Source organism: Kitasatospora sp. NPDC054795 (genome assembly GCF_053611565.1).
Genome location: NZ_JBSHAP010000140.1, coordinates 1 through 23,404 on the forward strand (window position 1 = coordinate 1; position 23,404 = coordinate 23,404).

Sequence of the window (23,404 nt, forward strand, 5' to 3'; positions counted from 1 at the left end):
TGGCGCCGCCCCCCTCGCAGGTGTTCTTTTTCGTGGTCTCACCTCCTCCGGGGGGGGGGGCCCCCGGGGGGGGGCGCCACCCCGATCGGGTGTGTGCTGCGAGGCTCAGGCCGCGGCGGGGAGCTCGTCGAGGCCTTCGGAGACGAGCTTCGCGAGGCGGTCGAGGGCGTCGTCGGCGTTCTCGGCGTCGGAGGCGAGGATGACCTCGTCGCCGCCCTGGGCGCCCAGGGCGAGGAGGCCGAGCATGGAGGCGGCGTTGACCGGGTTGCCGCCGGGCTTGGCGATGGTGATCGGCACGCCGGTGGCCGTGACGGCCCGGACGAAGACGGAGGCGGGACGGGCGTGCAGGCCCTCGGCCCAACCGATGGTGACGCGGCGCTCAGCCATGAGACGTGCCTTTCCGGTGAAGCTGGTCACGGCCGTGCTCAGGGGGAGCGGGGGAAGCGGCCATGTTGTCTAGACCAGTGTTGCACGCAGGCGGCCCCTGGAAACCGCCGCGTTCAGGAGTTGTGATTGTTTCTTTTCGGGGCATAAATCCCGGCCGATGGCGCTGTCCACCCTGCCGTGAGCACGCGCCCGGCGCCATTCGGCCCGCCGCCGGATAACCTGACGAATGTGGAAGACCCCGCGGTGGCGAACCCCGAGCAACCCGACTATCCGCAGCACTGGGAAGCGGACATCCTGCTGCGTGACGGCGGCACGGCCCGGATCCGGCCGATCACCCCCGCCGACGCCGGCCGGCTCGTGGAGTTCTACGAGCAGGTGTCGGACCAGTCCAAGTACTTCCGCTTCTTCGCCCCCTACCCGCGGCTCTCCGACAAGGACGTGCGCCGCTTCACCCACCACGACTTCGTGAACCGGGTGGGCCTCGCGGTGGTGGTCCGGGACCGCTTCATCGCCACCGTCCGGTACGACCGGATCGACGCCGAGGGCCGCCCCTGCGACACCGGCACCGACGCCGAGGTGGCCTTCCTGGTGCAGGACGCCCACCAGGGCCGCGGCGTGGCCTCCGCCCTGCTGGAGCACATCGCGGCGGTCGCGCAGGAGCGCGGCATCCGCCGCTTCCAGGCCGAAGTGCTGCCGGAGAACCGGAAGATGGTGAAGGTCTTCACCGACGCCGGCTACACCCAGCACCGCAGCTTCGCCGACGGCGTGGTGCACCTGGAGTTCGACCTCGAACAGACCGACCGCTCGCTCGCCGTGATGCGCGCCCGCGAGCACCGCGCCGAGGCGCGCTCGGTGCAGCGGCTGCTCACCCCGCGCTCGGTGGCGGTGATCGGGGTCTCCCGCACCCCGCAGACCGTCGGCCGGGCCATCCTGCGCGACCTCCTGGGGGACGACGCCCCGGCCGACCGCGCGCTGTACGCGGTGAACCGCAACGCCGCGCCCGGCACCGAGCTGGACGGCGTCCCGGTCCACCGTTCGATTCTGGACATTCCCGGACCGGTGGACCTCGCCGTGATCGCCGTCCCCGAGGGTGCCGTCCCGGCCGCCGTCGCCGACTGCGGCGCCCACGGGGTGCAGGGCCTGGTGGTGGTCACCGCCGGCTACGCGGAGACCGGCCCGGAGGGCCGGGACCGCCAGCGCGCGCTGGTCCGCCAGGCCCGCGCGGCCGGCATGCGGGTGATCGGCCCGAACGCCTTCGGCCTGATCAACACCGACCCGCAGCACCCGCTGAACGCCTCGCTCGCCCCGCGCCTGCCCGGTAGCGGCGGCTTCGGGATCTTCTGCCAGTCCGGCGCGATCGGCGTGGCCCTGCTGGAGGCCGCCCACAAGCGCGGCCTCGGCGTCTCCACCTTCGCCTCGGTCGGCAACCGCTCCGACGTCTCCGGCAACGACTTCCTCCAGTACTGGGCCGAGGACGACGCCACCCAGGTGGTGCTGCTCTACCTGGAGTCCTTCGGCAACCCGCGCAAGTTCACCCGGATCGCCCGCCGGCTGGCCGCCGTCAAGCCGGTCGTGGTGGTCAAGGGCGCCCGGCACACCGGCAGCCTGCCGCCCGGCCACGCCGTCCCCGCCACCGCCACCGGCCTGCGCGACGCCACCGTGGACGCGCTGTTCGAACAGGCGGGCGTCACCCGGGTGGCGACGATCACCGAGCTGTACGACACCGGCGAGCTGCTGGCCCAGCAGCCGCTGCCGCCGGGGGACCGGGTCGCGGTGGTCGGCAACTCCGACTCGCTCGGCCTGCTCACCTACGACGCCCTGCTGAGCGCCGGCCTGCGCCCGTGCACCCCCGTCGACCTCACCACCGCCGCGACCGGCGAGAACTTCCGGATCGCCCTGGACGTCGCGCTCGCCGACCCGGCCGTGGACGCGGTGATCGCCGTCGCCATCCCGCCGATCGGCACCTCCGCCCACGCCTTCATGGGCGGCCGGCTGACCGGCGAGGACGACCCGGCGATGGGCTCGGACGACCCGGAGATCGCCGCCGCCCTGCTCGAAGCGGCCCTGCGCGCCCGGGAGCTGGGCAAGCCGCTGCTGCTCACCCACCTGGCGCTGACCGACCTGCCGACCCGGCTGCGCCCCGGCGGCATCCCCGCCTACGCGGCGCCCGAGCGGGCCGTGAACGCCCTCACCCACGCCGTGCACTACGCGCAGTGGCGCCGCCGTACGGCCGAGGCGGAGGAGACGGCGCGCGTCCCCGAGCTGGACCGGATCGACGAGCCCGGCGCCCGCCGCCTGGTGGAGGCGGCGCTGAGCACCCGGGCCGCGGTTGCGGCGCGCACCCAGCCCGGCGGCGCCCGGATCACCCTGCCCGAGGCCGGGGCCCAGGAACTGCTGGCCCGCTACGGGATCGACGTCTCCCCGGTGCGGCCGGCCCCGGACGAGGAGACGGCCGTACGGGCCGCGGGGACGCTCGGCTACCCGGTGGCCCTCAAGGCGACCGCCCCGCACCTGCGCCACCGTCCCGACCTGGGCAGCGTCCGGCTGGACCTGACCGACGAGGCGGGCCTGCGCCGCGCCCACCGCGAACTGGACGCGCTGCTCGGCGGCGCCGCGCAGGCCGAGCTGGTGGTCCAGCGGATGGCGCCGCGCGGCGTGGACACCGTGATCGCCGCCACGGTGGACCCGGCGGTCGGCGCGATCCTCTCCTTCGGCCTGGCCGGTGCGCCGGCCGAACTGCTGGGCGACACGGCGCACCGGCTGGTTCCGGCCACCGACCAGGACGTCGCCGGGCTGATCCGGGAGGTCCGGGCGGCGCCGTTGCTGTTCGGCTGGCGCGGCGCCGAGGCGGTGGACACCGGCGCGCTGGAGGAACTGCTGCTGCGGGTCTCGCAGCTGGTGGACGACGTTCCGGAGATCGCCTCGGTGGATCTCGAACCGGTGGTCGTGGCCCCGCACGGACTGGCGATCCTGGGGGCGCGGGTGAGGGTCGCGCCCCTGCCGGTCCGCAGCGATCTGGGCCCGCGCGCGATGAGCACGCTGTAACCTTCCTTGGTTGCGCCCTGCCCGGGCGCTGTTGTCCGAAGCTCGGCGCCGTGCCGCCCGCTTCGTCGGCGGACCATGCCAGGATGGAGATATGGCGAAGACCGGTACCACCACCACTCAGGACCTGCGCTCGGCTATCGAGCGCAGCGGCTACTACCCGGCCCTGGTGTCCGAGGCGGTCGAGTCCGCGGTGGGCCCGGAGCCGATCAGCTCCTACCTGGTGCACCAGGAGACGACGTTCGACGCCAACGAGGTGCGCCGGCACGTGACGGTGCTGGTGCTCACCCCGACCCGGTTCGTGGTGAGTCACACCGACGAGCAGTCCGGGGCCGAGGGCAGCCCGGCGATGCCGTTCGCGACGACGTCGACGGAGAGCGTCCGACTGGACCGGATCGGTTCGGTCGTGCTGAGCCGGATGGTGGCGAACCCCGAGACGTACACCCCGGGCACCCTGCCGCGCGAGGTGGTGCTGACGATCGGCTGGGGCGCGGTGCAGCGCCTGGACCTGGAGCCGGCCGGCTGCTCGGACCCGAACTGCGAGGCGGACCACGGCTACACCGGTTCGGCCACGGCCGACGACCTCTCCCTGCGGGTGAGCGAGGCCGGCGACGGTCCGGAGACGGTGGCCCAGGCGCTGGTGTTCGCCCGGGCGCTGTCCGACGCGACGATCAGCACCAGCCCGCGGGTCTGAGCTCCGCCGCATCCGACCGACCGCACCGCTACGAATCCGGTTCCATGTCCTTCGTTCCTGCCGACGGCTACGACGCCTTCGAGATCCTTGACCCGGCCACGGCCCCCGCGCCCCCGTACGGCAGCGGCTCGCTGTGCGACCTGCTGCCCTCGGTGGCGGCGGGGCTGGGCGTCCCCGGGTTCACCGCGACGCTCCCGATCGCCCCGGCGGACCGGGTGGTGGTGTTCCTGGTGGACGGCCTGGGCTGGGAGCTGCTGCTGCGCCACCCCGAGTACGCGCCGTTCCTGTCCTCGCTCGTCGGGAGTTCGCTGGGCGGCAGCGGCCGTCCGCTGACCGCGGGCTTCCCGTCGACCACGGCGACCTCGCTGGCCTCGGTCGGCACCGGCACGCCGCCGGGCCTGCACGGCCTGGCCGGGTACACGGTGGCGGTGCCGGGCGCCGGCTACCTGATGAACCAGCTGCGCTGGCAGCCGCCGACCGACCCGCACGCCTGGCAGCCGTACCCGACGGTCTTCGAGCGCACCCACCAGGCCGGGGTGGCGACCGCGCAGGTCTCGTCCCCGCTGTTCGCCCAGACCCCGCTGACCAGGGTGGCGCTGTCCGGCGGCACCTTCCTCGGCCGCACCACGGGCGAGGAACGGATGGACCTGGCGGCCTCCTGGCTGGCCGAGCACGACCGGGCGCTGGTGTACACCTACGTCAGCGAGCTGGACGGTGCGGGCCACCGCTTCGGGGTGGACTCGGACGAGTGGCGGATGACGCTGGACGCGGTGGACCGGTTGGCCCGCCGACTGGCCGCGCAGCTGCCGCCGCGCTCGGCGATGTACGTGACGGCCGACCACGGCATGATCGACATCGCGCCGGAGGACCGGATCGACTTCGACGAGGACTGGGAGCTGGGCGCCGGCGTCGCCCTGCTCGGCGGCGAGGGCCGGGCCCGGCACGTGTACGCGGTGCCGGGTGCGGCGGCCGATGTGCACGCGGTCTGGAGTGAGGTGCTGGGGGACCGGATGTGGGTGGCCACCCGGGACCGGGCGATCGAGGCGGGCTGGTTCGGTCCGACAGTGGACGAGCGGGTGTACGCCCGGATCGGCGACGTGGTGGCCGCGGCGCGCGACGACATCGCGATCGTCGCCTCCCGCAACGAGCCCGGCGAGTCCGCGATGATCGGTCTGCACGGTTCGATGACCCCGGTCGAGCAGTTCGTACCGCTGCTCGAAGTCCGCGGCTAGCCGGGCCGCGCCGCCCACTTGACTTCTCTGTGCCCGAACTCCCTTGATTTGAAAGGCCTTTGCTCCACCCATGGCTGAACTGGTGTTCTTCTCGGGCACGATGGACTGCGGCAAGTCGACGCTGGCGCTGCAGATGGACCACAACCACACCGCGCGCGGCCGGCAGGGCGTGATCCTCACCCGCAACGACCGGGCGGGCGCGGCGACGATCTCCAGCCGGCTGGGCCTGCGCGCCGACGCGGTCGAGGTGACGGACGACTTCGACTTCCACGCGCACGTGGTGCAGCGGATCTCGGCGGGCGGGCGGGTGGACTACCTGATCTGCGACGAGGCGCAGTTCTTCGCGGCCGAACAGGTCGACCAGCTGGCCCGGGTGGTGGACGAGATGGACATCGACGTCTACACCTTCGGCATCACCACCGACTTCCGCACCCGGCTGTTCCCGGGCTCGCAGCGGCTGATCGAGCTGGCCGACCGGGTGGAGGTGCTCCAGGTCGAGGCGCTGTGCTGGTGCGGCGCCCGGGCCACCCACAACGCCCGGACGGTCGGCGGCGTGATGGTGGTCGAGGGCGCGCAGGTGGTGATCGGCGACATCTCGGTGGACCGGGACGAGGTCGGCTACGAGGTGCTGTGCCGCCGCCACCACCGCCGCCGGCTGACCGCCGCGACGGCGCGCGCCTCGGTGCTCTCCCCGGACGTGCTGCCCTTCGAGGACCAGCAGGCCTGACGGGATCGGCCGGCCCGAGGGGAATGTCAGGCCCGAGGGGAACGGCAGGCCGGAGCGGAACAGCAGGCCCGAGACGGCCGGCGGCCCGCGGGCGCCGACGCCCCTGAACAGCGGCGCCCCCGGACGGCGCCGGCCGCTACGGAATCACTTCCAGCACGGAGAAGTGCCCGCCCTGCGGGTCGGCGAGCCGGGCGGCGCGGCCGCGGGCGGTGTCGTGCGGTTCGACCAGGACCCGGCCGCCGAGCTCCACGGCGTGACGGGCGGCCAGCCCGGCGTCGCGGACCACGAAGTGGGTGCGCCAGCGCGGCGGGTGGCCGCGCAGCTCGGCGCGGTGCCGGATGCCGGCGACCGGCCGCCCGCTCACCAGCAGCGCGGTCTCGTCCGCGGCGGAGCGGACCGGGCGGCCGAACACGGTGGAGTAGAAGGCGGCGGCGCCCTGTGCGTCGGGGGTGAGCAGTTCGGCCCAGGCCGGGGCGCCCGGTTCACGGCCGGCCTCCCGGCCGAGATGCTCCTGGCCCTGCCAGAGGCCGAAGACCGCACCGGAGACGTCGGCGGCGATGGCCATCCGCCCGGCGCGTTCGGCCTGGAGCGGTCCGACGGCGACGGTCCCGCTGCACTCGCGGACCAGCTGGGCGGTGCGGTCGGCGTCGTCCACGGCGAAGTAGGTGGTCCACTGCACCGGGAAGCCGGTGGCGGTGGAGACGCCGAGGCCGGCCACCGGCGCCCCGTCGAGCTCGGCCCGGACGTAGTCGCCGAGCTGCCCGGGCCCGGGCGTGTACGTCCAGCCGAGCAGGGCGCCGTAGAAGGCGCGGGCGCCGGGCAGGTCGTCGGTCAGCAGGCTGACCCAGCAGGGCGTGCCCTGGGCCAGTCGGAGTTCCACCGCGGGCAATGCGGGCCTCCTCGTGGGTGGTTGGCGCACGGAAATCCACGCGCGCGAGGGTGATGCTTCCACCCTGGCGGGCGCCCAACCCTCGGGCCGCGCGGAAAATCCGGCAAAGACACCACAAAGAGCGGCGGTTCGGGCGTGTCCCGACGGATTCCGTCGGATTTCGCGGGTCGGACCGCGGCAAGGAGCCGGATGCCCCACCGCCGGGGCCGCGCTGCGCGACAATGGCCGCCATGACCACCACCTACAACGACGGTTCCCCGCTGATCTCCGCGGCCGAGCTGCGGGAGGCGCTGGCCTCCGCGCTGCCGCCGGTGCTGCTGGACGTGCGCTACCAGCTGGTCGGCGCCGCGCCGGGCGGCCCGACCGCGGCCGAGGAGTACCGGGCCGGTCACCTGCCCGGCGCCCACTTCGTCGAGCTGGACCGGGACCTGGCCGCCCCGCCCGGCGCCCCCGGCCGGGGCGGTCGCCACCCGTTGCCGGACCCGGAGGAGTTCGGCGCGGCGATGCGCCGCTTCGGGGTGAGTGCGCCGCGCCCGGTCGTGGTGTACGACGGCGCGGCCTCGATGGCGGCGGCCCGGGCCTGGTGGCTGCTGCGCTGGGCCGGGCACCGGGACGTCCGGGTGCTGGACGGCGGGTTCGCGGCCTGGCAGGAGGCCGGGCTGCCGGTGTCGACCGAGCTGCCGGAGCCGGGGGAGGGCGACTTCAAGCCGGTGCCGGGGCAGCTGCCGACGGTGGACGGGGACGGCGCCGCGGCCCTGGCGCGCGGCGGCCTGCTGCTGGACGCCCGGTCCGGGGAGCGCTACCGGGGCGAGAGCGAGCCGGTGGACCCGCGGGCCGGGCACATCCCGGGCGCGGTCTCGGCGCCGACGGCCGGTAACGTGGGCCCGGACGGCCGGTTCCGGCCGGCCGCCGAGCTGGCCGCCCGGTTCCAGGCGCTGGGCGCGGGGGAGCGGGAGACCGCGGTGTACTGCGGTTCGGGCGTGACGGCGGCGCACCAGATCCTGGCGCTGGAGGTGGCGGGTCTGCCGGCCGTGCTGTACCCGGGCTCGTGGAGCGAGTGGTCGAGCGACGAGTCGCGTCCGGTGGCGGTCACCGAGCAGCCGGGCTGAGCCGGCGCGCACCCTGCGGCGGGATCCCCCGACGGGTGCGCAGCGGTAGGGGGCGCCGGCTCGGCCGACGCCCCCTACCACCGTGCTGCTGCGCTACTACTCCTGCTTCTTGCGCCGGCTGCCGAAGACGATCTCGTCCCAGCTGGGCACGGTGGCCCGGCGCCCGGGCCGGACGCCGTCCGCCTCGGCCTGCCGGTCGGTGGTGCCGACCAGGCGCTCGCGGTGCGGGGCGACGGCGCGCGGCATCAGGATGTCGGCGTAGGCCGAGCCCGCGCCGACGGCCGGGGCGGCCGCCGCAGCGGCCTCCTCGCTCTCCTCGGCGACCTCGGCGGGCACCGGTTCGATCGGGGCGGGGGCGCCGACGGCGAGGTCGCCGCGGAAGGCGGGGACCACGTCGAGCAGGCTGGTCAAGGAGTCCCGGGCCTCGGCGGTGGCCTCCCGCGACTCGCGGACCTCGCGGGCCGACATGATGCGGTCGGCCGAGGGCCGGTCGATCATCGGGCGGGGCGGCCGCTCGTGGGGGAGTCGGGCGATCCGCGGGATGAACGGGAAGACCGACTCCTCCTCGCGCTCGACGTTCTCGCCGATCAGCGCGCGGGCCTCGTCGTCGTTGGGCTGGACCAGGCGCCGGGGCGGGTCGTACGTCCAGGAGGCGCTGCGGCCCTCGCCGTCGGCCCGGTAGGAGAGGATGACCTCCCAGGTGCCGTCGTCGCGCCGCCAGGAGTCCCAGCGCTCGGTCTCCTTCTCGGCGCCGCGCAGCGCGAGCCGCTCGGCGACGGCCTCGCCGAGCTGCGGACCGGGGGACTCGCCGTTGCGGCGGATCGCGGTCTTGCGGGCGCGCTCGGCCATGAAGGCGCGCTCGGCGAGCACCGGGCCCTCGAAGCGGCGGACGCGGTCGACGGAGATGCCGGCCGCCTGGGCGACCTCCTCGGCGGAGGCACCGGCTCGTATCCGGGCCTGGATGTCCCGGGGCCGCAGATGGCTCTCGACCTCGATCTCGATCTGGCCGAGGCGCGGCCGGTCCCCGCGGATGGCGGCACGCAGCCGCTCATCGATGGGAAGGGTGTACTCCGTGCTGTCGGCAGCCTTGAGCACCAGCCGTGTGCCGTCGTTGCTGACGGCCACAACCCGCAGTTCGGGCACGGTTACCTCCCGGGTGGTGCCTGCCGACGTCACCTGCGTCGCTGCTCCCGTACTGAGTGTGGCCTGCCCACTGGCGACTGGCCACAACCTTGCTGAGTTCCCCGGCGTGTCGGGCTTACGCCCGCGCGCGCCGCTGTGGCACGGTTGCCTTTTTGCCACGCCGTCCGTCGGCGTCGCGCCTGGGTGTCCCGGCCGTCCTCGCACGCGGAGTGTTCGCGACGATCCGGGACCGGCGTCGCCGTGCGTGCCCGTTCAGTGGCTCCTCGTCAAGCTACCGGTGTAGACGTAGTCGACAAGTCGACCCAAGGCTCGGGCTTTACGAACAGTACTCCATTCGTGGCATCCAGCGGGGCGGCTCGCCGCTCAAGTCTCCCGCGATTCACGGGAATCTCAAGAGCGCGCTCCCCCAATGGCGGACCACCGTCGGATGAACGGTGATCATCTTCACACAAGCCGGGCGCGGAGAACCGCATTTTCGTCCCTTGTGTCCTTCTTTGTGCAAGATGGAGAGCCTTGTTCGAGGAACAGTCGTACGGACCGAGGGATGTTGATGCCGGAGCGGAGCCCCGCCGAGGAGGGCGGAAAGGTCAAGGACGAGCGCAGGCGCATCGATCTGAGTGTGGCTCAGGTCGCGGCGAGTGCGCTGGCCACGGTGGTGGGCGCACTGCTGGCCTCCGAGCTGGGGGTGTACGGCACGATCCTGGGCGCCGCCGTGGTGAGCATCGGGGCCACCACCGGTGGCGCGGTGTTCCAGCACATCTTCAAGCGGACCGGTGAGCAGCTGCGCGAGGCGGTGGACCGGGGGCCGAACCAGGCCGCCAACACCCTGCGGCAGGCGCCGGTGGAGACCGGGCCGTCCGGGACGCGGGCGCAGCCGCCGGTGATCACCTCGGAGTGGAACGAGCCGCAGGTGGTGCGGGCGCGCCGGCGGTGGGGCTGGAAGACGTACGCGGCGGTGTCCGGGCTGGTCTTCGTGCTGGCGATGGCGCCGATCGTGGCGTTCGAACTGGCCACCGGGCAGCCGGTGTCGGCGACGGTCAAGGGCGAGTCCGGCAACGGCACGTCCTTCGGCGGGGCGCTGACGTCCAAGTCCGACAAGTCCGACCGGCCACAGGACGCCCCGACGGACCGGCCCGCCCCGGGCGGCCGCCCGGGCCAGGAAACCGCGCCGTCCGGCGGCGCCTCGGCCCCGGCGACCACCCGGCCGAGCCGGGAGCCGGGCGACACGCCGAGCACCGGCGCGGGGACGGCCTCGCCCTCGGCGGGCCCGGGCGCGACCCCGTCGGCCGGCGCCTCCCCGTCGGCGGGCGGCGGGAAGCCCGGCGGCGGGACGACCCCGCAGTCGCCGGCGCCGAGCGACGCCCCGGCGAGGGAGCCGCTGAAGGAACCGGCGAAGGCACCGGTGGCCCCGCCGTCGGCCGACGGGGCCGCCGCGACCTCCTAGGACATGCGCCGGTCAGGCGCCCAGCACCCGGCGCAGGTAGTCGTTGCCGAACACCCGCTGCGGGTCGACCTCGTCGCGCAGCGCGGTGAAGTCGCCGAAGTGCGGGTAGACGCCGGCCAGGTACTCGGCGTCGCGGGTGTGCAGCTTGCCCCAGTGCGGCCGGCCCTGATGGGCGGTCATCAGCTGTTCGACGCCGGTGAAGTAGCCCTGGTCGGCGGTGCCCCGGTAGAGGTGGACGGCGACGTAGGCGCTGTCCCGGCCGGAGGCGGTGGAGAGCCAGAGGTCGTCGGCGGGGGAGAAGCGCACCTCGACCGGGAAGCTGACCTTCCAGTCGGAGCGCTCGACCAGGGCCTTCAGTTCGCGCAGCACCTCGCCGACGGCCGCGCGCGGCACCGCGTACTCCATCTCCACGAAGCGGACCTTGCGCGGGCTGGTGAACACCTTGTAGGCGGCGTCGGTGAAGCTGCGCTCGGACCAGGCCCGGCTGGCCATCGAGGCGATCGAGGGGATCGAGCCGGGGAAGCGCCGGCCGACCCGGCAGGCGCCCTCCCAGACGGTGTTGGAGAGGAAGTCGTCCTCCAGCCACTCCTTGAACCGGGGCAGCGGGGCGGCCGGGCCCTGACTGCGGTTGTTGCGCTTGGTGGCGCAGCGGTCGGTGTGCGGGAACCAGTAGAACTCGAAGTGCTCGTTGACGGCGGTGAGGTCGTCCAGGCGCTCCAGCACCTCGTCGAAGCCCATCGGCTGCTCGTGGGCGGTGAGCAGGAAGGCCGGCTCGACGCCGAAGGTGAGCGCGGTGATCACGCCGAGGGCGCCGAGGCCGAGCCGGGCGCCCTGGAAGAGCCGGGGGTTCTCGGTGGGGGAGCAGTACCGGACGGTGCCGTCGGCGAGGACGATCTCCAGGGCGCGGATCTGGGCGGCCAGCGAGCCGGAGTCGCGGCCGGTGCCGTGGGTGCCGGTGCTGGTGGCGCCGGCCACCGTCTGGACCTCGATGTCGCCCATGTTGGTCAGCGAGAGGCCCTCGGCGGCGAGGACCCGGTTGAGCCGGTGCAGCGGGAGGCCGGACTCGACGGTGATGGTGCCGGCCTCGCGGTCGATCGCGCGGACGGCGGTGAGCGCGTGCGGGCGGATCTGGACGCCGTCGCCGGCGGAGGCGATGGAGGTGAAGGAGTGGCCGGAGCCGACGGCCTTGACGGTGCGGCCCTGTTCGGCGGCCCGCAGGATCTCCTTGGCCAGTTCCTCCGCGGTGCCGGGGGCGGCGGCCCGGGCGGGCCGGGCGCTCTGGTTGCCGGCCCAGTTGGTCCACCGGGTGGGGGTCGCGGTACTGGCCTGGGGCATTGCGCTGCCTCCTGCTCCGTGGCCGAACGGGTCGGCGCGGTCCGGGGCGGCGCTACCGCCCTACCCGCCGGTACGGCCCGCGGGTAGGGCGAGAGACTAGTCAGTTCACCGGTCGGCGTCTACGGGTCGTCCGGCCCCGTCGGCGGCCGCCTCGGCGGCGGGTGCGGTGGTCAGTCCGGCGCGCAGCCGGGCGAGGCCGGCGAGGGCGGCGACCACGCCGAGCAGGCCCGCGGCCAGCGGCACCCAGTAGCCCGCGGCGGCTCCGGAGGCGTCGACCACCCAGCCGCCGGCCGAGGACCCGACCGCGACGCCGAGGGCCAGGCCGGTGGTGGTCCAGGTCATGCCCTCGGTCAGCTGGGAGGCCGGGACGAGCCGTTCGACCAGGGCCATCGCGGTGATCAGGGTGGGGGAGATGGCGATGCCGGCGATCAGCAGCGCGGCGCCGACCGCGACCAGCCCGCCGACGCCGTGCACCGCGTGGGCGACCAGCAGCAGCGGCACCATGCTGACCGCCATGAACAGGACGCCGACGAGGAAGCGCACCGCCATCGAGCCGGTGAGCTTGAGGGTCCCGAAGACCACCCCGGCCAGGCAGGAGCCGAGCGCCCACAGGGCGAGGATCACGCTGGAGATCGACTTGTGGCCCTGGGCCTCGGCGTAGGCGACGGTGACCACCTCGACCGAGCCGAAGATCGCGCCGGTGGCGACGAAGGTCACGATCAGCACCTGGAGGCCGCGGTTGAGGATGACCGAGCCGCCCGCGTGCCGGGCGGCCGGGTGGACCGGCGGCTCGGTGGAGCGCTGCCCGGCGAACAGCAGCACGCCGACGGCGAGGAAGATCCCGGCGAGCAGCACGCCGGCCTCGGGGAAGACGGAGGTGGCCAGGCCGATGGAGAGGATCGGGCCCACGATGAAGCAGACCTCGTCGACCACGGCCTCGAAGGAGTAGGCGGTGTGCAGCTTGCCGGTGTCCTCGCGGTAGAGGTGGGCCCAGCGGGCGCGGACCATCGCACCGGTGCTGGGCATCACTCCCATGCCGGCGGCGAACAGGAACAGCGTCCAGTCCGGGGCCTCCAGCCGGGCGCAGAGCAGCAGGCCGGTGACGGCGACGATGGTGATCGCCATGGCGGGGACGATGATCCTGCGCTGGCCGTGCCGGTCCACCAGCCGGGAGACCTGGGGGCCGAGGATCGCGGCGGAGACCGCGAGGCAGGCGGAGACCAGGCCGGCCACCCCGTAGGAGCCTCTGAGCTGGGACAGCATGGTCACGATGCCGATCCCGGTCATGGAGATCGGCAGTCGGGAGACGAAGCCGGTGGAGGAGAAGGCCAGAGTGCCGGGGGAGGCGAATATCTGGCGGTAGCTGGACAGCACGGGAGCTCCGGGCAGGGGGAGTAAGGAACAAGGCTGGCAAACACAGCTTACGTACGTTGGCAAACGGTATTTTCCGGACACCCGCGCGGCCCCCGCGACGGCGCCCGGCCCCTCAGTGGCAGGATCGGTGCCATGTCCGACGCGCGCAAACCCTCCCCCTCCGGCGCCGCCCCGTACGACGCCCTGCTGCTGCTCTCCTTCGGCGGGCCCGAGGGCCCCGAGGACGTCGTCCCGTTCCTGGAGAACGTCACCCGCGGCCGCGGCATCCCCAAGGAGCGGCTGAAGGAGGTGGGCAAGCACTACTTCATGTTCGGCGGGGTCAGTCCGATCAACGGGCAGAACCGCGAGCTGCTCGCCGCGCTGCGCAAGGACTTCGCCGGGCACGGACTGGACCTGCCGGTCTACTGGGGCAACCGGAACTGGGCGCCCTACCTGGTCGACACTCTGCGGGAGCTGGCCGCCGACGGCCACCGCCGGATCGCGGTGCTCGCCACCAGCGCCTACGCCGGCTACTCGGGCTGCCGCCAGTACCGGGAGAACCTGGCCGACGCGCTGGCCGCGCTCGCCGAGGAGGGCGTGCCCGCCCTGCGGGTCGACAAGCTGCGGCACTTCTACAACCACCCGGGCTTCGTCGAGCCGATGACCGACGCCGTCCTGGCCGCCCTGGCGGAGCTGCCCGAGGCCGTCCGTCCCGGCGCCCGGCTGGCGTTCACCACCCACTCCGTCCCGGACTCGATGGCCGAGACCTCCGGCGCCCCGGACGACCCGGCCCGCGGCGAGCCCGGCGGCGCGTACGTCGCCCAGCACCTGGACGTGGCCCGGCTGATCGCCGCCGCGGTGGCCGACCGCACCGGCGTGGCCGAGCGGCCGTGGGAGCTGGTGTACCAGAGCCGCAGCGGGGCCCCGCACACCCCGTGGCTGGAACCCGACGTCTGCGACCACCTGGAGGCCCAGCACGCCGACGGCGCGCCCGCCGTGGTCATGGTCCCGATCGGCTTCGTCTCCGACCACATGGAGGTCAAGTACGACCTCGACACCGAGGCCGTGGCCAAGGCCGCCGAGCTCGGCCTGCCGGTGGCCCGGGCCGCCACCGTCGGCGCCGACCCCCGGTTCACCGCGGCGGTGCGCGAGCTCGTCCTGGAGCGGGCCGCCGTCGAGCGCGGCGAGCGGGTGACCCGCTGCGCCCTCGGCACCCTCGGCCCCAGCCACGACGTGTGCGCGGTGGCCTGCTGCCCGAACCCGCGCGCCCCGCGTCCGGCCGTCGCCGAGCGCTGACCGCCCGTCGCCGAGCACTGACCGCCCGTCCCGCGCGCCCGGTCCGTCCTGCGCGTCCCGTCCGTCCCGCCCGTCCCGTCGCTCCGGAGGAGAACCCCGTGCCCACCCCCGCCCTGCCCGACGACCGGCTCCTCGACGACCTGCTGGAGGTCGCCCTGGACGCGGCCCGGCAGGCCGGCGCCCTGCTGCGCGACGGCCGCCCCGCCGACCTCGGTGTGGCCGGCACCAAGAGCAGCCCGGTCGACGTGGTCACCGAGATGGACCTCGCCTCCGAGAAGCTCGTCCTGGAGCTGATCACCGACCGCCGCCCGGAGGACGGCTACCTCGGCGAGGAGGGCGCCGAGCGGCCGGGCACCAGCGGGGTCCGCTGGGTCGTGGACCCGCTCGACGGGACGGTCAACTACCTGTACGGGCTGCCCTCCTGGGCGGTCAGCGTGGCCGCCGAGGTGGACGGCCGCGCGGTCGTCGGCGTGGTGTACGCCCCGGCCCGCGGGGAGCTGTTCCACGCCGTCCTGGGCCGCGGTGCCCGCCTCGACGGCCGGCCGGTCTCGGCCCGCCCGGCCCCGCCCTGGGGCCAGGCGCTGATCGCCACCGGTTTCAACTACGTCCAGTCGGTGCGGGTCCGGCAGGCCGAGGTGCTGCTGGCGCTGATGCCGCAGGTGCGCGACATCCGTCGGGGCGGGGCGGCCGCGGTGGACCTGTGCGACGTCGCCGCCGGGCGGCTGGACGGCTACTACGAGCGCGGCCTCGCCCCCTGGGACCGGGCGGCCGGCTGCCTGATCGCCGCCGAGGCCGGGGCCCTGGTCGGCGGCCGCCCCGGGCACGGCCCCGACGGCGAGCTGACCGTGGCCGCCGCCCCGGGGGTGTACGAGCCGCTCCAGGAGCGGCTGGCCGCGCTGCGCGCCTGGGCGGACTGACCGGTTCCGGCCGCCCCGCCCGCGGAACCCGCGGGCGGGGCGGGGCGGCCCCGGACATGCGAAGAGCCCTGGCATACGGGGAATGCCAGGGCCTGGGTTTCGCACGGCCCCCGCAGGGCCGCTGGTGCCGGAGATCCGGCGACTGGTCGGTGTGCCGGACGGGTCAGGCAGCGGTGCGGTGGCGCTCCAGCACCGTGTCCACGCCGTGCTCGGCGGCGAGTCGGCGGAGGTCGTCCAGCTCGGACTGCTCCACCTCGGCGAGGAACTCGTCCCCGGCCTCGATCGCGCGGTGCAGATCCTGCTCGGCGTTGGCTATGCGCTGCAGGATTCCGGCCTTGAAGGCGTCCATACGGGCCCCCTTACTGTGTCGGACGTGCACGGTCGTGCGCTCTCCGCCCCGAGGAGGTCCAGCCGGTGAAAGCACCGAGCCCGGATGGTGGTGAAGGTCCGGATAGGTGCGGAGACGGCCCTTCGGCCGCTCCCGGTGATGTCCCAGCCCCAGGGCCGGCGCGGATGAACGCACGGCGGGTGGGTGCGACCGGCCGTCAGCCAGATCGCGGGTGTGCAGCTGTCCTCCCCGCCCCGGAGGGCGGGAAACCTCCCGGCGGAAGAAAGTTGCCTGTGTCACAGTCCAAGCGGAGTGGTGCGGGTGCGAACGGTGACGGCCGGGGGCTCCGGCTCCGTGCCCGAGGGGCAGCTTATCGCTGCTTTACCGCCGGACCAGGCAGGATGGAGGCACCGTCGGAGCCGTGCGTCCGCTTTCCGGGGCCGGCCTGGAGAAGGGACAACGACCGTGCGGGTTCTCGTCGTCGAGGACGAGCAGCTGCTTGCCGAGGCCGTCGCGACCGGCCTGCGCCGCGAGGCGATGGCCGTCGACGTGGTGTACGACGGGGAGGCCGCGCTCCAGCGCATCGCGGTCAACGACTACGACGTCGTCGTCCTGGACCGCGATCTTCCGCTGGTGCACGGGGACGACGTCTGCCGCAAGGTGGTCGAGCAGGGCCTGGCCACCCGGGTGATCATGCTGACCGCCTCCGGCGACATCAGCGACCGGGTCGAGGGCCTGGAGATCGGCGCGGACGACTACCTTCCGAAGCCGTTCGCCTTCAGCGAACTCGTCGCCCGGGTAAGGGCGCTGGGCCGTCGCGCGACCGTCCCGCTGCCCCCGGTGCTGGAACGCGCCGGCATCTCGGTCGACCCCGGCCGGCGCGAGGTGATCCGCGACGGACGCACCGTCCAGCTCGCCCCCAAGGAGTTCGCCGTCCTGGAGGTGCTGATGCGGGCCGGCGGCGCCGTCGTCTCGGCCGAGCAGCTCCTGGAGAAGGCCTGGGACGAGCACACCGACCCGTTCACCAACGTCGTGCGCGTCACCGTGATGACGCTGCGCCGCAAGCTCGGCGACCCGCCGGTGATCGTCACCGTGCCGGGCTCCGGCTACCGGATCTGACGACCGGAGTCCGCCCGACCCCGGACTCCCCGCTGTACGCGCCCGCCCCGGCGGACGCCCCGAGAGGACCATCATGACCACCCCGCCCCCAGCCGGCGGGGCCTCCGGCGCGCCCGCCGGCGGCCCGCGTGCCGTCCCGCCGAAGCCCCTGACCCCGCCGCGCGTCCACCGCCCCGGGCACTACACCCCCGGCGACGGCATGCTCGCCTGGCTGCCCTTCCGCCCCACCATCCGGATGCGGCTCACGCTGCTCTACGGCGGGATGTTCCTGATGGCCGGCGTGGTGCTGCTGCTCCTGATGTACGTGTTCTTCCAGGACGCCGTCTCGTACCTGGCGCCGCGCAAGCTGGTCTTCGACGGCAGCCTCCGGGTCACCAGCCCCGACGGCATCAGCACCACCATGAACAGCACCGACTACAACCAGTGGCAGGCCGCCGACTACCTGGCGCGCTCCAACTCCGCGCTCAACACCCTGCTGCGCAAGTCGCTGACCATGCTGGTCTGCCTCGCCGTGATCGCCTTCGCGGCGGGCTACGCGATGGCCGGCCGGGTGCTGCGCCCGCTCGGCCGGATCACCCGCACCGCCCGCGACGTGGCCACCTCCGACCTGCACCGCCGGATCGAGCTGGACGGCCCGGACGACGAGCTCAAGGAGCTCGCCGACACCTTCGACGGCATGCTGGACCGGCTGGACCGCTCCTTCGACTCCCAGCGGCGCTTCGTCGCCAACGCCTCGCACGAGCTGCGCACCCCGCTGGCGATCAACCGCACCCTGCTGGAGGTCCAGCTCTCCGACCCGGCGGCCTCGTCCGACCTCCAACAGCTGGGGAGGACCCTGCTGGCCACCAACGAGCGCAGCGAGCAGCTGGTCGAGGGCCTGCTGCTGCTCGCCCGCAGCGAGAACGAGCTGACCGACCGGCGCCCGGTGGAGCTGTCCGAGGTGGCCACCCGGGCGCTGGAGCAGACCCGCGGCGAGGCCGACAAACGCGAGGTCGAGCTGCGCTCGAAGCTCGATCCGGCCATGGCCGGCGGCAACGGCGTGCTGCTGGAGCGCCTCGCGCTCAACCTGCTGCAGAACGCCGTGCGCTACAACACCCCGGGAGGCTGGGTCGAGCTGGCCACCACGGCGGTGCCCGGCGGCGGCGAGCTGGTGGTCTCCAACACCGGCCCGGTGGTGCCCGGGTACGAGCTGGAGCACATCTTCGAGCCGTTCCGCCGGATCAAGGGCGCCGACCGCACCCGCAGCGACAAGGGGGTCGGGCTCGGCCTGTCCATCGTCCGCTCCGTGGTGCGCGCCCACGGCGGCACCATCGAGGCCACGCCGCGCGCCGGTGGCGGACTCACCATGAGGGTCCGCATCCCCTCTCCGTAAGGGTCGAACGACCCTTCCGTAGGCGACCGTTCCCAGCCGCCCCCGCCAGGCCCGTCAAGACGACATAAGGCCTGGCGGGGGCGGCTTGTCTTTTCCGGCCCGAGCAACTTACGGTGTCGTAACCTACGCAACCGTAGGTGAATCCGCCGGCGGCCCGTCGGCGGGTCCGCACGAAGTGTCCCCGTCTCAACGCGCCCGTCCCAGCGCGTGCCGTCCCCTCAGGAGCAAGACCGTGACCATCGCCCCTGTGCAGAGCAGCAGCTCCCCGCTCGTCGCGAGCGGCTGGACCGACGCGCGTCTGATCCTCGCCCTCGAAGAGGTCGTCGAGAAGGAGCTCAACCGCCACCTGGCCGTGGCGAAGGAGTGGATGCCCCACGAGTTCGTCCCGTGGAGCCAGGGCCGCGACTTCGACGGCGTGCTGGGCGGCGAGGCCTGGTCGCTGGAGCAGTCCCAGGTGACCGCGGTGGGCCGGGTGTCGCTGGTGGTGAACCTGCTGACCGAGGACAACCTGCCCAGCTACCACCACGAGATCGCGACCATGTTCGGCCGCGAGGGCGCCTGGGGCACCTGGGTGCACCGCTGGACGGCCGAGGAGGGGCGCCACGGGATAGCGATCCGCGACTACCTGCTCGCGACCCGGGCGGTCGACCCGGTGGCGCTGGAGCGGGCCCGGATGAGCCACATGTCCGAGGGCTTCGAGTCCGACAACGCGCACAGCATGCTGCACTCGGTCGCGTACGTGGCCTTCCAGGAGCTCGCCACCCGCATCGCGCACCGCAACACCGGCAGGTACGCCGGCGACCCGCTCTGCGAGCAGCTGCTGGCGAAGATCGCCAACGACGAGAACCTGCACATGGTCTTCTACCGGAACCTGCTGAAGGCCGCCCTGGAGATCGCCCCGGACCAGGCCATGCGGGCCGTCGCCGACGTCGTCACCGACTTCCGGATGCCCGGTCACGGAATTCCCGGCTTCGAGCGCGCCGCCGCGCAGATCGCCCTCGGCGGGGTGTACAACCTGCGCATCCACCACGACGACGTGCTCCAGCCGGTGCTGCGCCACCTCAAGGTCATGGAGATCGGCGGGCTCGGCCCGGAGGGCCTGCTGGCGCAGAACGAGCTGGGCGTCTTCCTGGACGGGCTGGACGACCAGGCCCGGAAGTTCGAGGAGCGCCAGGCCGCCCTGCTGGCCCGCCGCGCGGCCCGGAAGACCGCCGGCTGAGCCCCGGCGCCGGGCGGTCGGAGTGGGTGGATTTTCCGTGGTTTGACCAGGAAGATTCTTAACGTGACCAAGCTCACATCGTGTCGCTCCGCGATTCCGGGCAACCCCGGAGAGTGATCACCGGCCCAGGGGTGCCGATCGCCGTCCGTGACCGGATATCGGCCCCCGGCCGGTCCGTGGGATCGGTCGGTCTCCCTGGTGGGCACGGGATTTCTCAGGCGCCCGCACCGGACTTGCTCACTGTGCGTGTCCGGTTTATCGGGTCCGACAGGGGTCGGCGATGGCCCAGCGTGAGGCCTTCCGCAGGCCCGGGGATCACCCCGATGGAGCCCGTGCTGAGTGTCGATTGAGTAACAGGGCTTGAAGTAAGGCAAAATCTCCGCCTCGGGTCGGGCACAAGACCGACCCCCCATGCGTTACGTGCGCTGGAGATACCGCACACACCGCACAACCCGGAGGGGGAGAGCGACAAATGGCAACCGACTACGACACCCCACGCAAGACCGACGATGACGTCAACGAGGACAGCATCGAAGAGCTCAAGGCTCGGCGGAACGACAAGGGCGGCAGCTCTGTCGACGTCGACGAGTTCGACGCCGCGGAGGGCATGGAGCTTCCCGGCGCCGACCTCTCGAACGAGGAACTCGCCGTCCGTGTCCTGCCGAAGCAGGCCGACGAGTTCACCTGCATGAGCTGCTTCCTGGTGCACCACCGCAGCCAGCTCTACAGCGAGAAGAACGGCAACCCGATCTGCCGGGACTGCGGCGCCTGAGCACCGCGGCGGACAGGGCCCGGTGCCCGCGGCTGCGCCCGCGGGACCGGCACACCGCTCCTTCCGGCCCCGGGCAGCGGGGCCGGACGGCAGGTCCGGGCACCGTCCGGCAGGACGGGCCCGGGAGGACGGAGTCGGCCGGAAACCCGGTCAGGACAAAGTCGTAGGGACGGTCCCGCAGCAGCGGAACCGTCCCTCTCCGTTTGTCCGGCCTCTTCGGTTCGTCCGGCCGGACCCTTCGTCCGGCCCGGGTCCGGGCCCGGCCGGCTCACGGCCGGCTCGGGCCCGCCTCAGGTGCGGGCGCCGCGCCGGGCGTCCTCCAGGGCCTCCGCCAGCTTCATCGGCGAGCGGGTCGACAGGTAGAGGTACGGCGTCGGGTCGGCCGGGTCGGTCACCTCGACCCGCAGCGCCGTCGGGACGTAGCTGCGCAGCAGCATGAAGGCGCGCGGATCGGCCTTGGGGCCGCGCCAGGCCGCCGCCTCGGCGGGGCTCAGCGCCTGAGCGTCGCCGAGCGCGTCCACCGGGATCCGGGCCGGGCCGGCCACCAGTGAGCCCTGGACCACGCGGATGCGGGCCGAGCCGTAACTGCTGATCGCGACCGCGCCGGCGGCGATGCCGACCACCAGCCCGATCAGCGCGGCCGGACCGCTGACCCGGATCAGGATCAGCGCGAGCGTGAGACCCACCGCGATCGGGAGCAGCCACCAGGAACGCGGCACCGTGAGGCGTTCGTCGTACATGCCCCCCATTGTGGTCGCCCTGACGTCCGGCGCGGGACGCCACCCCCACCGGAGGCCCGCTACCCCTGGGTAGGGTTGGCGCCCGTGACCGGTACGACAGCCCCCAGCACCCCCACCGACCGGCCGGCGCCCGTCATGCCGCCGACCCCGACCACCCCGCCTCCGGACGCCGTCCTGCCGGAGCGCCACCCCCGGGCGCCCGCCCCCGGCACCCGGCTCGGTTCCCACTACGAGCACTGCTTCGGCTGCGGCCCGCAGCACCCCGGCGGCCTGCGGATCGACGCGGTCGCCGGCGAGGGACTCGACGTCACCGCCGAGTTCGCCGTCCGCGACGCCCACCAGGGCGGCCCGGGCCTGGCCCACGGCGGGCTGCTGACCACCGCCATGGACGAGACCCTCGGCACGCTCAACTGGCTGCTGCACGCCCCCGCCGTGACCGGCCGGCTGGAGACCGACTTCCTCAGCCCGGTGCCCGTCGACTCGGTGCTGCACCTGCGCGCCTGGATCACCGGCGTGCACGGCCGGAAGATCTACAGCGCCGCCGAGGCGCGGATCGGCGGCCCGGACGGACCGCTCGCCGTCCGTGCGCAGGCCCTCTTCATCCAGGTGAAGCTGGAACACTTCACCACGCACGGTCGTCCCGAGGACATCGAGAAGGTCCTCGACGACCCGGATCTGATGAAGCGCGCACGAGCCTTTGAGGTGAACCCTTGAGTGATACCCCCCGCCCGCAGCTGGACGTCCTGATCAAGCGCATCGACCCCGAGCTGCCGCTGCCCGCCTACGCGCAGCCCGGGGACGCCGGTGCCGATCTGCGCACCACCGTCGACGCCGAGCTGGCCCCCGGCGAGCGGGCCGTCCTGCCCACCGGCATCGCCGTCGCCCTGCCGGACGGCTACGCGGCCTTCGTCCACCCCCGGTCCGGGCTCGCAGCTCGTTGCGGCGTTGCCCTCGTGAACGCCCCGGGGACGGTCGATGCCGGGTACCGTGGAGAGATCAAGGTGATCGTCGTCAATCTGGACCCGCGCGAGGGGGTCAGCTTCCGCCGAGGGGACCGGATCGCCCAGCTGGTGATCCAGCAGGTCGAGAAGGCCCGTTTCCACGAGGTGGAGGAGCTGCCTGGGTCGGCACGTGCCGAGGGCGGGTTCGGGTCGACCGGCGGCCACGCCGCGGTCTAGCATGCCCGCGGCCTCGCAGGAAGCCGAGCAGGTATTCGCATCGGTCTTGGACCGGGAAGGACAGTGACCGTGTTCCGTCGTCGCCAGAAGAGCGAGGACGCTGTCGAGCAGCTCGCCGACGACGCCATCAGCGCCGACGAGACGGCCGATGACGTCGAAGGTTCCGCCGAGAGCGAGAACGTGACCGAGCTGGACCCGGCCGACAGGGTCGGGCTGCCGCCGGCCCCCCGGCCGGACGGTCCGTGGGACCACTCTGAGCTCGAGGACCCCGAGGAGGGGCGAGTCGACCTCGGGGGTCTGCTGGTCCCCGGTGTCGAGGGCATGGAGCTGCGCGTCGAGGTCGCCGGTGACGCGATCGTGGCCGCCACCCTCGTGCTCGGCAACAGCGCCATCCAGCTCCAGGCCTTCGCGGCCCCGAAGTCCGAGGGCATCTGGGGGGAGGTCCGGGAGGAGATCGCCAACGGCATCACCTCGCAGGGCGGCCTCATCGAGGAGGAGGAGGGCCCGCTCGGCTGGCACCTCCGTGCCCAGGTCCCGGTGCAGCTGCCGGACGGCACCCAGGGTGTGCAGCTGGTGCGGTTCGTCGGCTGCGACGGCCCGCGCTGGTTCCTGCGCGGTGTGATCTCGGGCCAGGCCGCAGTGCAGCCGGAGATGGCCGGGATCCTGGAGCAGGTTTTCCGGCAGACGGTCGTCGTGCGCGGCGAGTCCCCGATGGCTCCCCGTGACCCGATCGTCCTGAAGCTTCCCGAGGACGCCCAGATGGTCGCCGACGGTGGCGGGGCCGCCGCCGGCGGCGAGGGCGACAACCGCTTCGGCGGCACCTCGCTCGACCCGTTCGCGCGCGGTCCGGAGATCACCGAGGTCCGCTGACCCGGCTCCGACCGGCATCGACTGGCACTGATCGCCCCTGCCCGGACCCCCGGGCAGGGGCGATTTGCATGTGGCGGGCCGGTCACCGTACAGTTCCGGAGTCGCCGCGGGAGACCGGGGCGGCAAAGCGGAAAGCGAATCCGATGAATGAAACTCCGGAAAACGGAGCGGAAAACATCTGATAAGCTGGAAACACGAAAGAACGAAGCCCGGAGGGTCCGCTGGAAGGCGGTCCGAA

22 protein-coding genes are annotated in these 23,404 nt (G+C 73.6%); 15 read left to right on the forward strand and 7 right to left on the reverse strand.

The features are described from left to right. Positions 1–105: 105 nt before the first annotated feature. On the reverse strand, positions 106–387 hold the full coding sequence (locus ACWGJO_RS34835; protein WP_360355341.1) for an HPr family phosphocarrier protein: 282 nt from the start codon (positions 385–387) through the stop codon (positions 106–108). 228 nt (positions 388–615) lie between these two features. Here ACWGJO_RS34835 and ACWGJO_RS34840 point away from each other — a divergent pair, with 228 nt between their 5' ends. The 4 genes from ACWGJO_RS34840 (at position 616) to ACWGJO_RS34855 (ending at position 6,082) form a co-directional block, all read left to right on the forward strand. After that, a complete protein-coding gene (locus tag ACWGJO_RS34840; protein ID WP_452189758.1) occupies positions 616–3,432 on the forward strand; it encodes a bifunctional acetate--CoA ligase family protein/GNAT family N-acetyltransferase in 2,817 nt (938 codons plus the stop codon). A 91-nt stretch (positions 3,433–3,523) separates the two neighbouring features. After that, the gene (locus ACWGJO_RS34845; RefSeq protein ID WP_452189759.1) at positions 3,524–4,123 is read left to right on the forward strand and encodes a DUF5998 family protein; all 600 of its coding nucleotides are present in this window, start codon (positions 3,524–3,526) and stop codon (positions 4,121–4,123) included. A gap of 44 nt (positions 4,124–4,167) precedes the next feature. Then, positions 4,168–5,355, forward strand: a complete 1,188-nt coding sequence (locus ACWGJO_RS34850) for an alkaline phosphatase family protein (RefSeq protein WP_359913253.1) — start codon at positions 4,168–4,170, stop codon at positions 5,353–5,355. A gap of 70 nt (positions 5,356–5,425) precedes the next feature. After that, on the forward strand, positions 5,426–6,082 hold the full coding sequence (locus tag ACWGJO_RS34855) for a thymidine kinase (protein WP_452189760.1): 657 nt from the start codon (positions 5,426–5,428) through the stop codon (positions 6,080–6,082). 136 nt (positions 6,083–6,218) lie between these two features. Here the strand turns inward: ACWGJO_RS34855 and ACWGJO_RS34860 are convergent, their stop codons facing one another. After that, complete coding sequence (locus tag ACWGJO_RS34860; protein WP_452189767.1) at positions 6,219–6,962, reverse strand: VOC family protein; 744 nt, start codon at positions 6,960–6,962, stop codon at positions 6,219–6,221. A gap of 239 nt (positions 6,963–7,201) precedes the next feature. Between ACWGJO_RS34860 and ACWGJO_RS34865 the strand changes: the two genes are divergently transcribed. After that, complete coding sequence (locus ACWGJO_RS34865) at positions 7,202–8,080, forward strand: sulfurtransferase (RefSeq protein ID WP_452189761.1); 879 nt, start codon at positions 7,202–7,204, stop codon at positions 8,078–8,080. 96 nt (positions 8,081–8,176) lie between these two features. On the opposite strand, the gene sepH is transcribed toward ACWGJO_RS34865, so the two are convergent. Continuing rightward, positions 8,177–9,256, reverse strand: coding sequence for a septation protein SepH (gene sepH / locus ACWGJO_RS34870; RefSeq protein ID WP_359913245.1), 1,080 nt, complete (start codon positions 9,254–9,256; stop codon positions 8,177–8,179). A 517-nt stretch (positions 9,257–9,773) separates the two neighbouring features. Here sepH and ACWGJO_RS34875 point away from each other — a divergent pair. After that, positions 9,774–10,667 carry a hypothetical protein gene (locus ACWGJO_RS34875; RefSeq protein ID WP_452189762.1) on the forward strand — a complete coding sequence of 298 codons (894 nt, stop codon included), beginning with the start codon at positions 9,774–9,776 and terminating at the stop codon, positions 10,665–10,667. Between the two features lie 12 nt (positions 10,668–10,679). On the opposite strand, the gene ACWGJO_RS34880 is transcribed toward ACWGJO_RS34875, so the two are convergent. Further along, entirely contained in the window at positions 10,680–12,002 is a 1,323-nt protein-coding gene (locus ACWGJO_RS34880) for a D-arabinono-1,4-lactone oxidase (protein WP_452189763.1), read from the reverse strand. 105 nt (positions 12,003–12,107) lie between these two features. Beyond that, on the reverse strand, positions 12,108–13,376 hold the full coding sequence (locus tag ACWGJO_RS34885; RefSeq protein ID WP_452189764.1) for an MFS transporter: 1,269 nt from the start codon (positions 13,374–13,376) through the stop codon (positions 12,108–12,110). A gap of 132 nt (positions 13,377–13,508) precedes the next feature. On the opposite strand from ACWGJO_RS34885, the gene ACWGJO_RS34890 reads away from it, so the two are divergent. Together ACWGJO_RS34890 and ACWGJO_RS34895 are read left to right on the forward strand one after the other, a co-directional pair. After that, positions 13,509–14,651, forward strand: a complete 1,143-nt coding sequence (locus ACWGJO_RS34890) for a ferrochelatase (protein ID WP_452189765.1) — start codon at positions 13,509–13,511, stop codon at positions 14,649–14,651. Positions 14,652–14,749: 98 nt separating this feature from the next. Beyond that, positions 14,750–15,568: an inositol monophosphatase family protein gene (locus ACWGJO_RS34895; RefSeq protein WP_380551273.1), complete on the forward strand. Its 819-nt coding sequence runs from the start codon at positions 14,750–14,752 to the stop codon at positions 15,566–15,568. Between the two features lie 163 nt (positions 15,569–15,731). Here ACWGJO_RS34895 and ACWGJO_RS34900 read toward each other — a convergent pair whose 3' ends face one another. After that, the gene (locus ACWGJO_RS34900; protein WP_030057688.1) at positions 15,732–15,917 is read right to left on the reverse strand and encodes a hypothetical protein; all 186 of its coding nucleotides are present in this window, start codon (positions 15,915–15,917) and stop codon (positions 15,732–15,734) included. Between the two features lie 444 nt (positions 15,918–16,361). On the opposite strand from ACWGJO_RS34900, the gene ACWGJO_RS34905 reads away from it, so the two are divergent. The 4 genes from ACWGJO_RS34905 (at position 16,362) to ACWGJO_RS34920 (ending at position 20,378) form a co-directional block, all read left to right on the forward strand. Next, positions 16,362–17,015: a response regulator transcription factor gene (locus ACWGJO_RS34905; protein ID WP_359913230.1), complete on the forward strand. Its 654-nt coding sequence runs from the start codon at positions 16,362–16,364 to the stop codon at positions 17,013–17,015. Positions 17,016–17,088: 73 nt separating this feature from the next. After that, positions 17,089–18,387: a sensor histidine kinase gene (locus tag ACWGJO_RS34910; protein WP_387695435.1), complete on the forward strand. Its 1,299-nt coding sequence runs from the start codon at positions 17,089–17,091 to the stop codon at positions 18,385–18,387. A gap of 232 nt (positions 18,388–18,619) precedes the next feature. Next, positions 18,620–19,606, forward strand: a complete 987-nt coding sequence (locus ACWGJO_RS34915) for an acyl-ACP desaturase (RefSeq protein ID WP_387695434.1) — start codon at positions 18,620–18,622, stop codon at positions 19,604–19,606. A gap of 472 nt (positions 19,607–20,078) precedes the next feature. Continuing rightward, positions 20,079–20,378 (forward strand): DUF4193 domain-containing protein, encoded by a 300-nt coding sequence (locus ACWGJO_RS34920; protein WP_329924615.1) that lies wholly within the window; start codon positions 20,079–20,081, stop codon positions 20,376–20,378. A 290-nt stretch (positions 20,379–20,668) separates the two neighbouring features. Here the strand turns inward: ACWGJO_RS34920 and ACWGJO_RS34925 are convergent, their stop codons facing one another. Beyond that, a complete protein-coding gene (locus ACWGJO_RS34925) occupies positions 20,669–21,118 on the reverse strand; it encodes a DUF3093 domain-containing protein (RefSeq protein WP_380350893.1) in 450 nt (149 codons plus the stop codon). Positions 21,119–21,253: 135 nt separating this feature from the next. Between ACWGJO_RS34925 and ACWGJO_RS34930 the strand changes: the two genes are divergently transcribed. From ACWGJO_RS34930 to ACWGJO_RS34940, 3 genes are all read left to right on the forward strand, one after another. After that, on the forward strand, positions 21,254–21,832 hold the full coding sequence (locus ACWGJO_RS34930; RefSeq protein ID WP_359913260.1) for a PaaI family thioesterase: 579 nt from the start codon (positions 21,254–21,256) through the stop codon (positions 21,830–21,832). After that, positions 21,829–22,296, forward strand: a complete 468-nt coding sequence (gene dut, locus ACWGJO_RS34935) for a dUTP diphosphatase (protein WP_030239204.1) — start codon at positions 21,829–21,831, stop codon at positions 22,294–22,296. The genes ACWGJO_RS34930 and dut overlap by 4 nt, the downstream gene beginning before the upstream one ends. Positions 22,297–22,365: 69 nt before the next feature. After that, positions 22,366–23,166, forward strand: coding sequence for a DUF3710 domain-containing protein (locus ACWGJO_RS34940; RefSeq protein ID WP_452189766.1), 801 nt, complete (start codon positions 22,366–22,368; stop codon positions 23,164–23,166). The last annotated feature ends 238 nt before the right edge of the window (positions 23,167–23,404 follow it).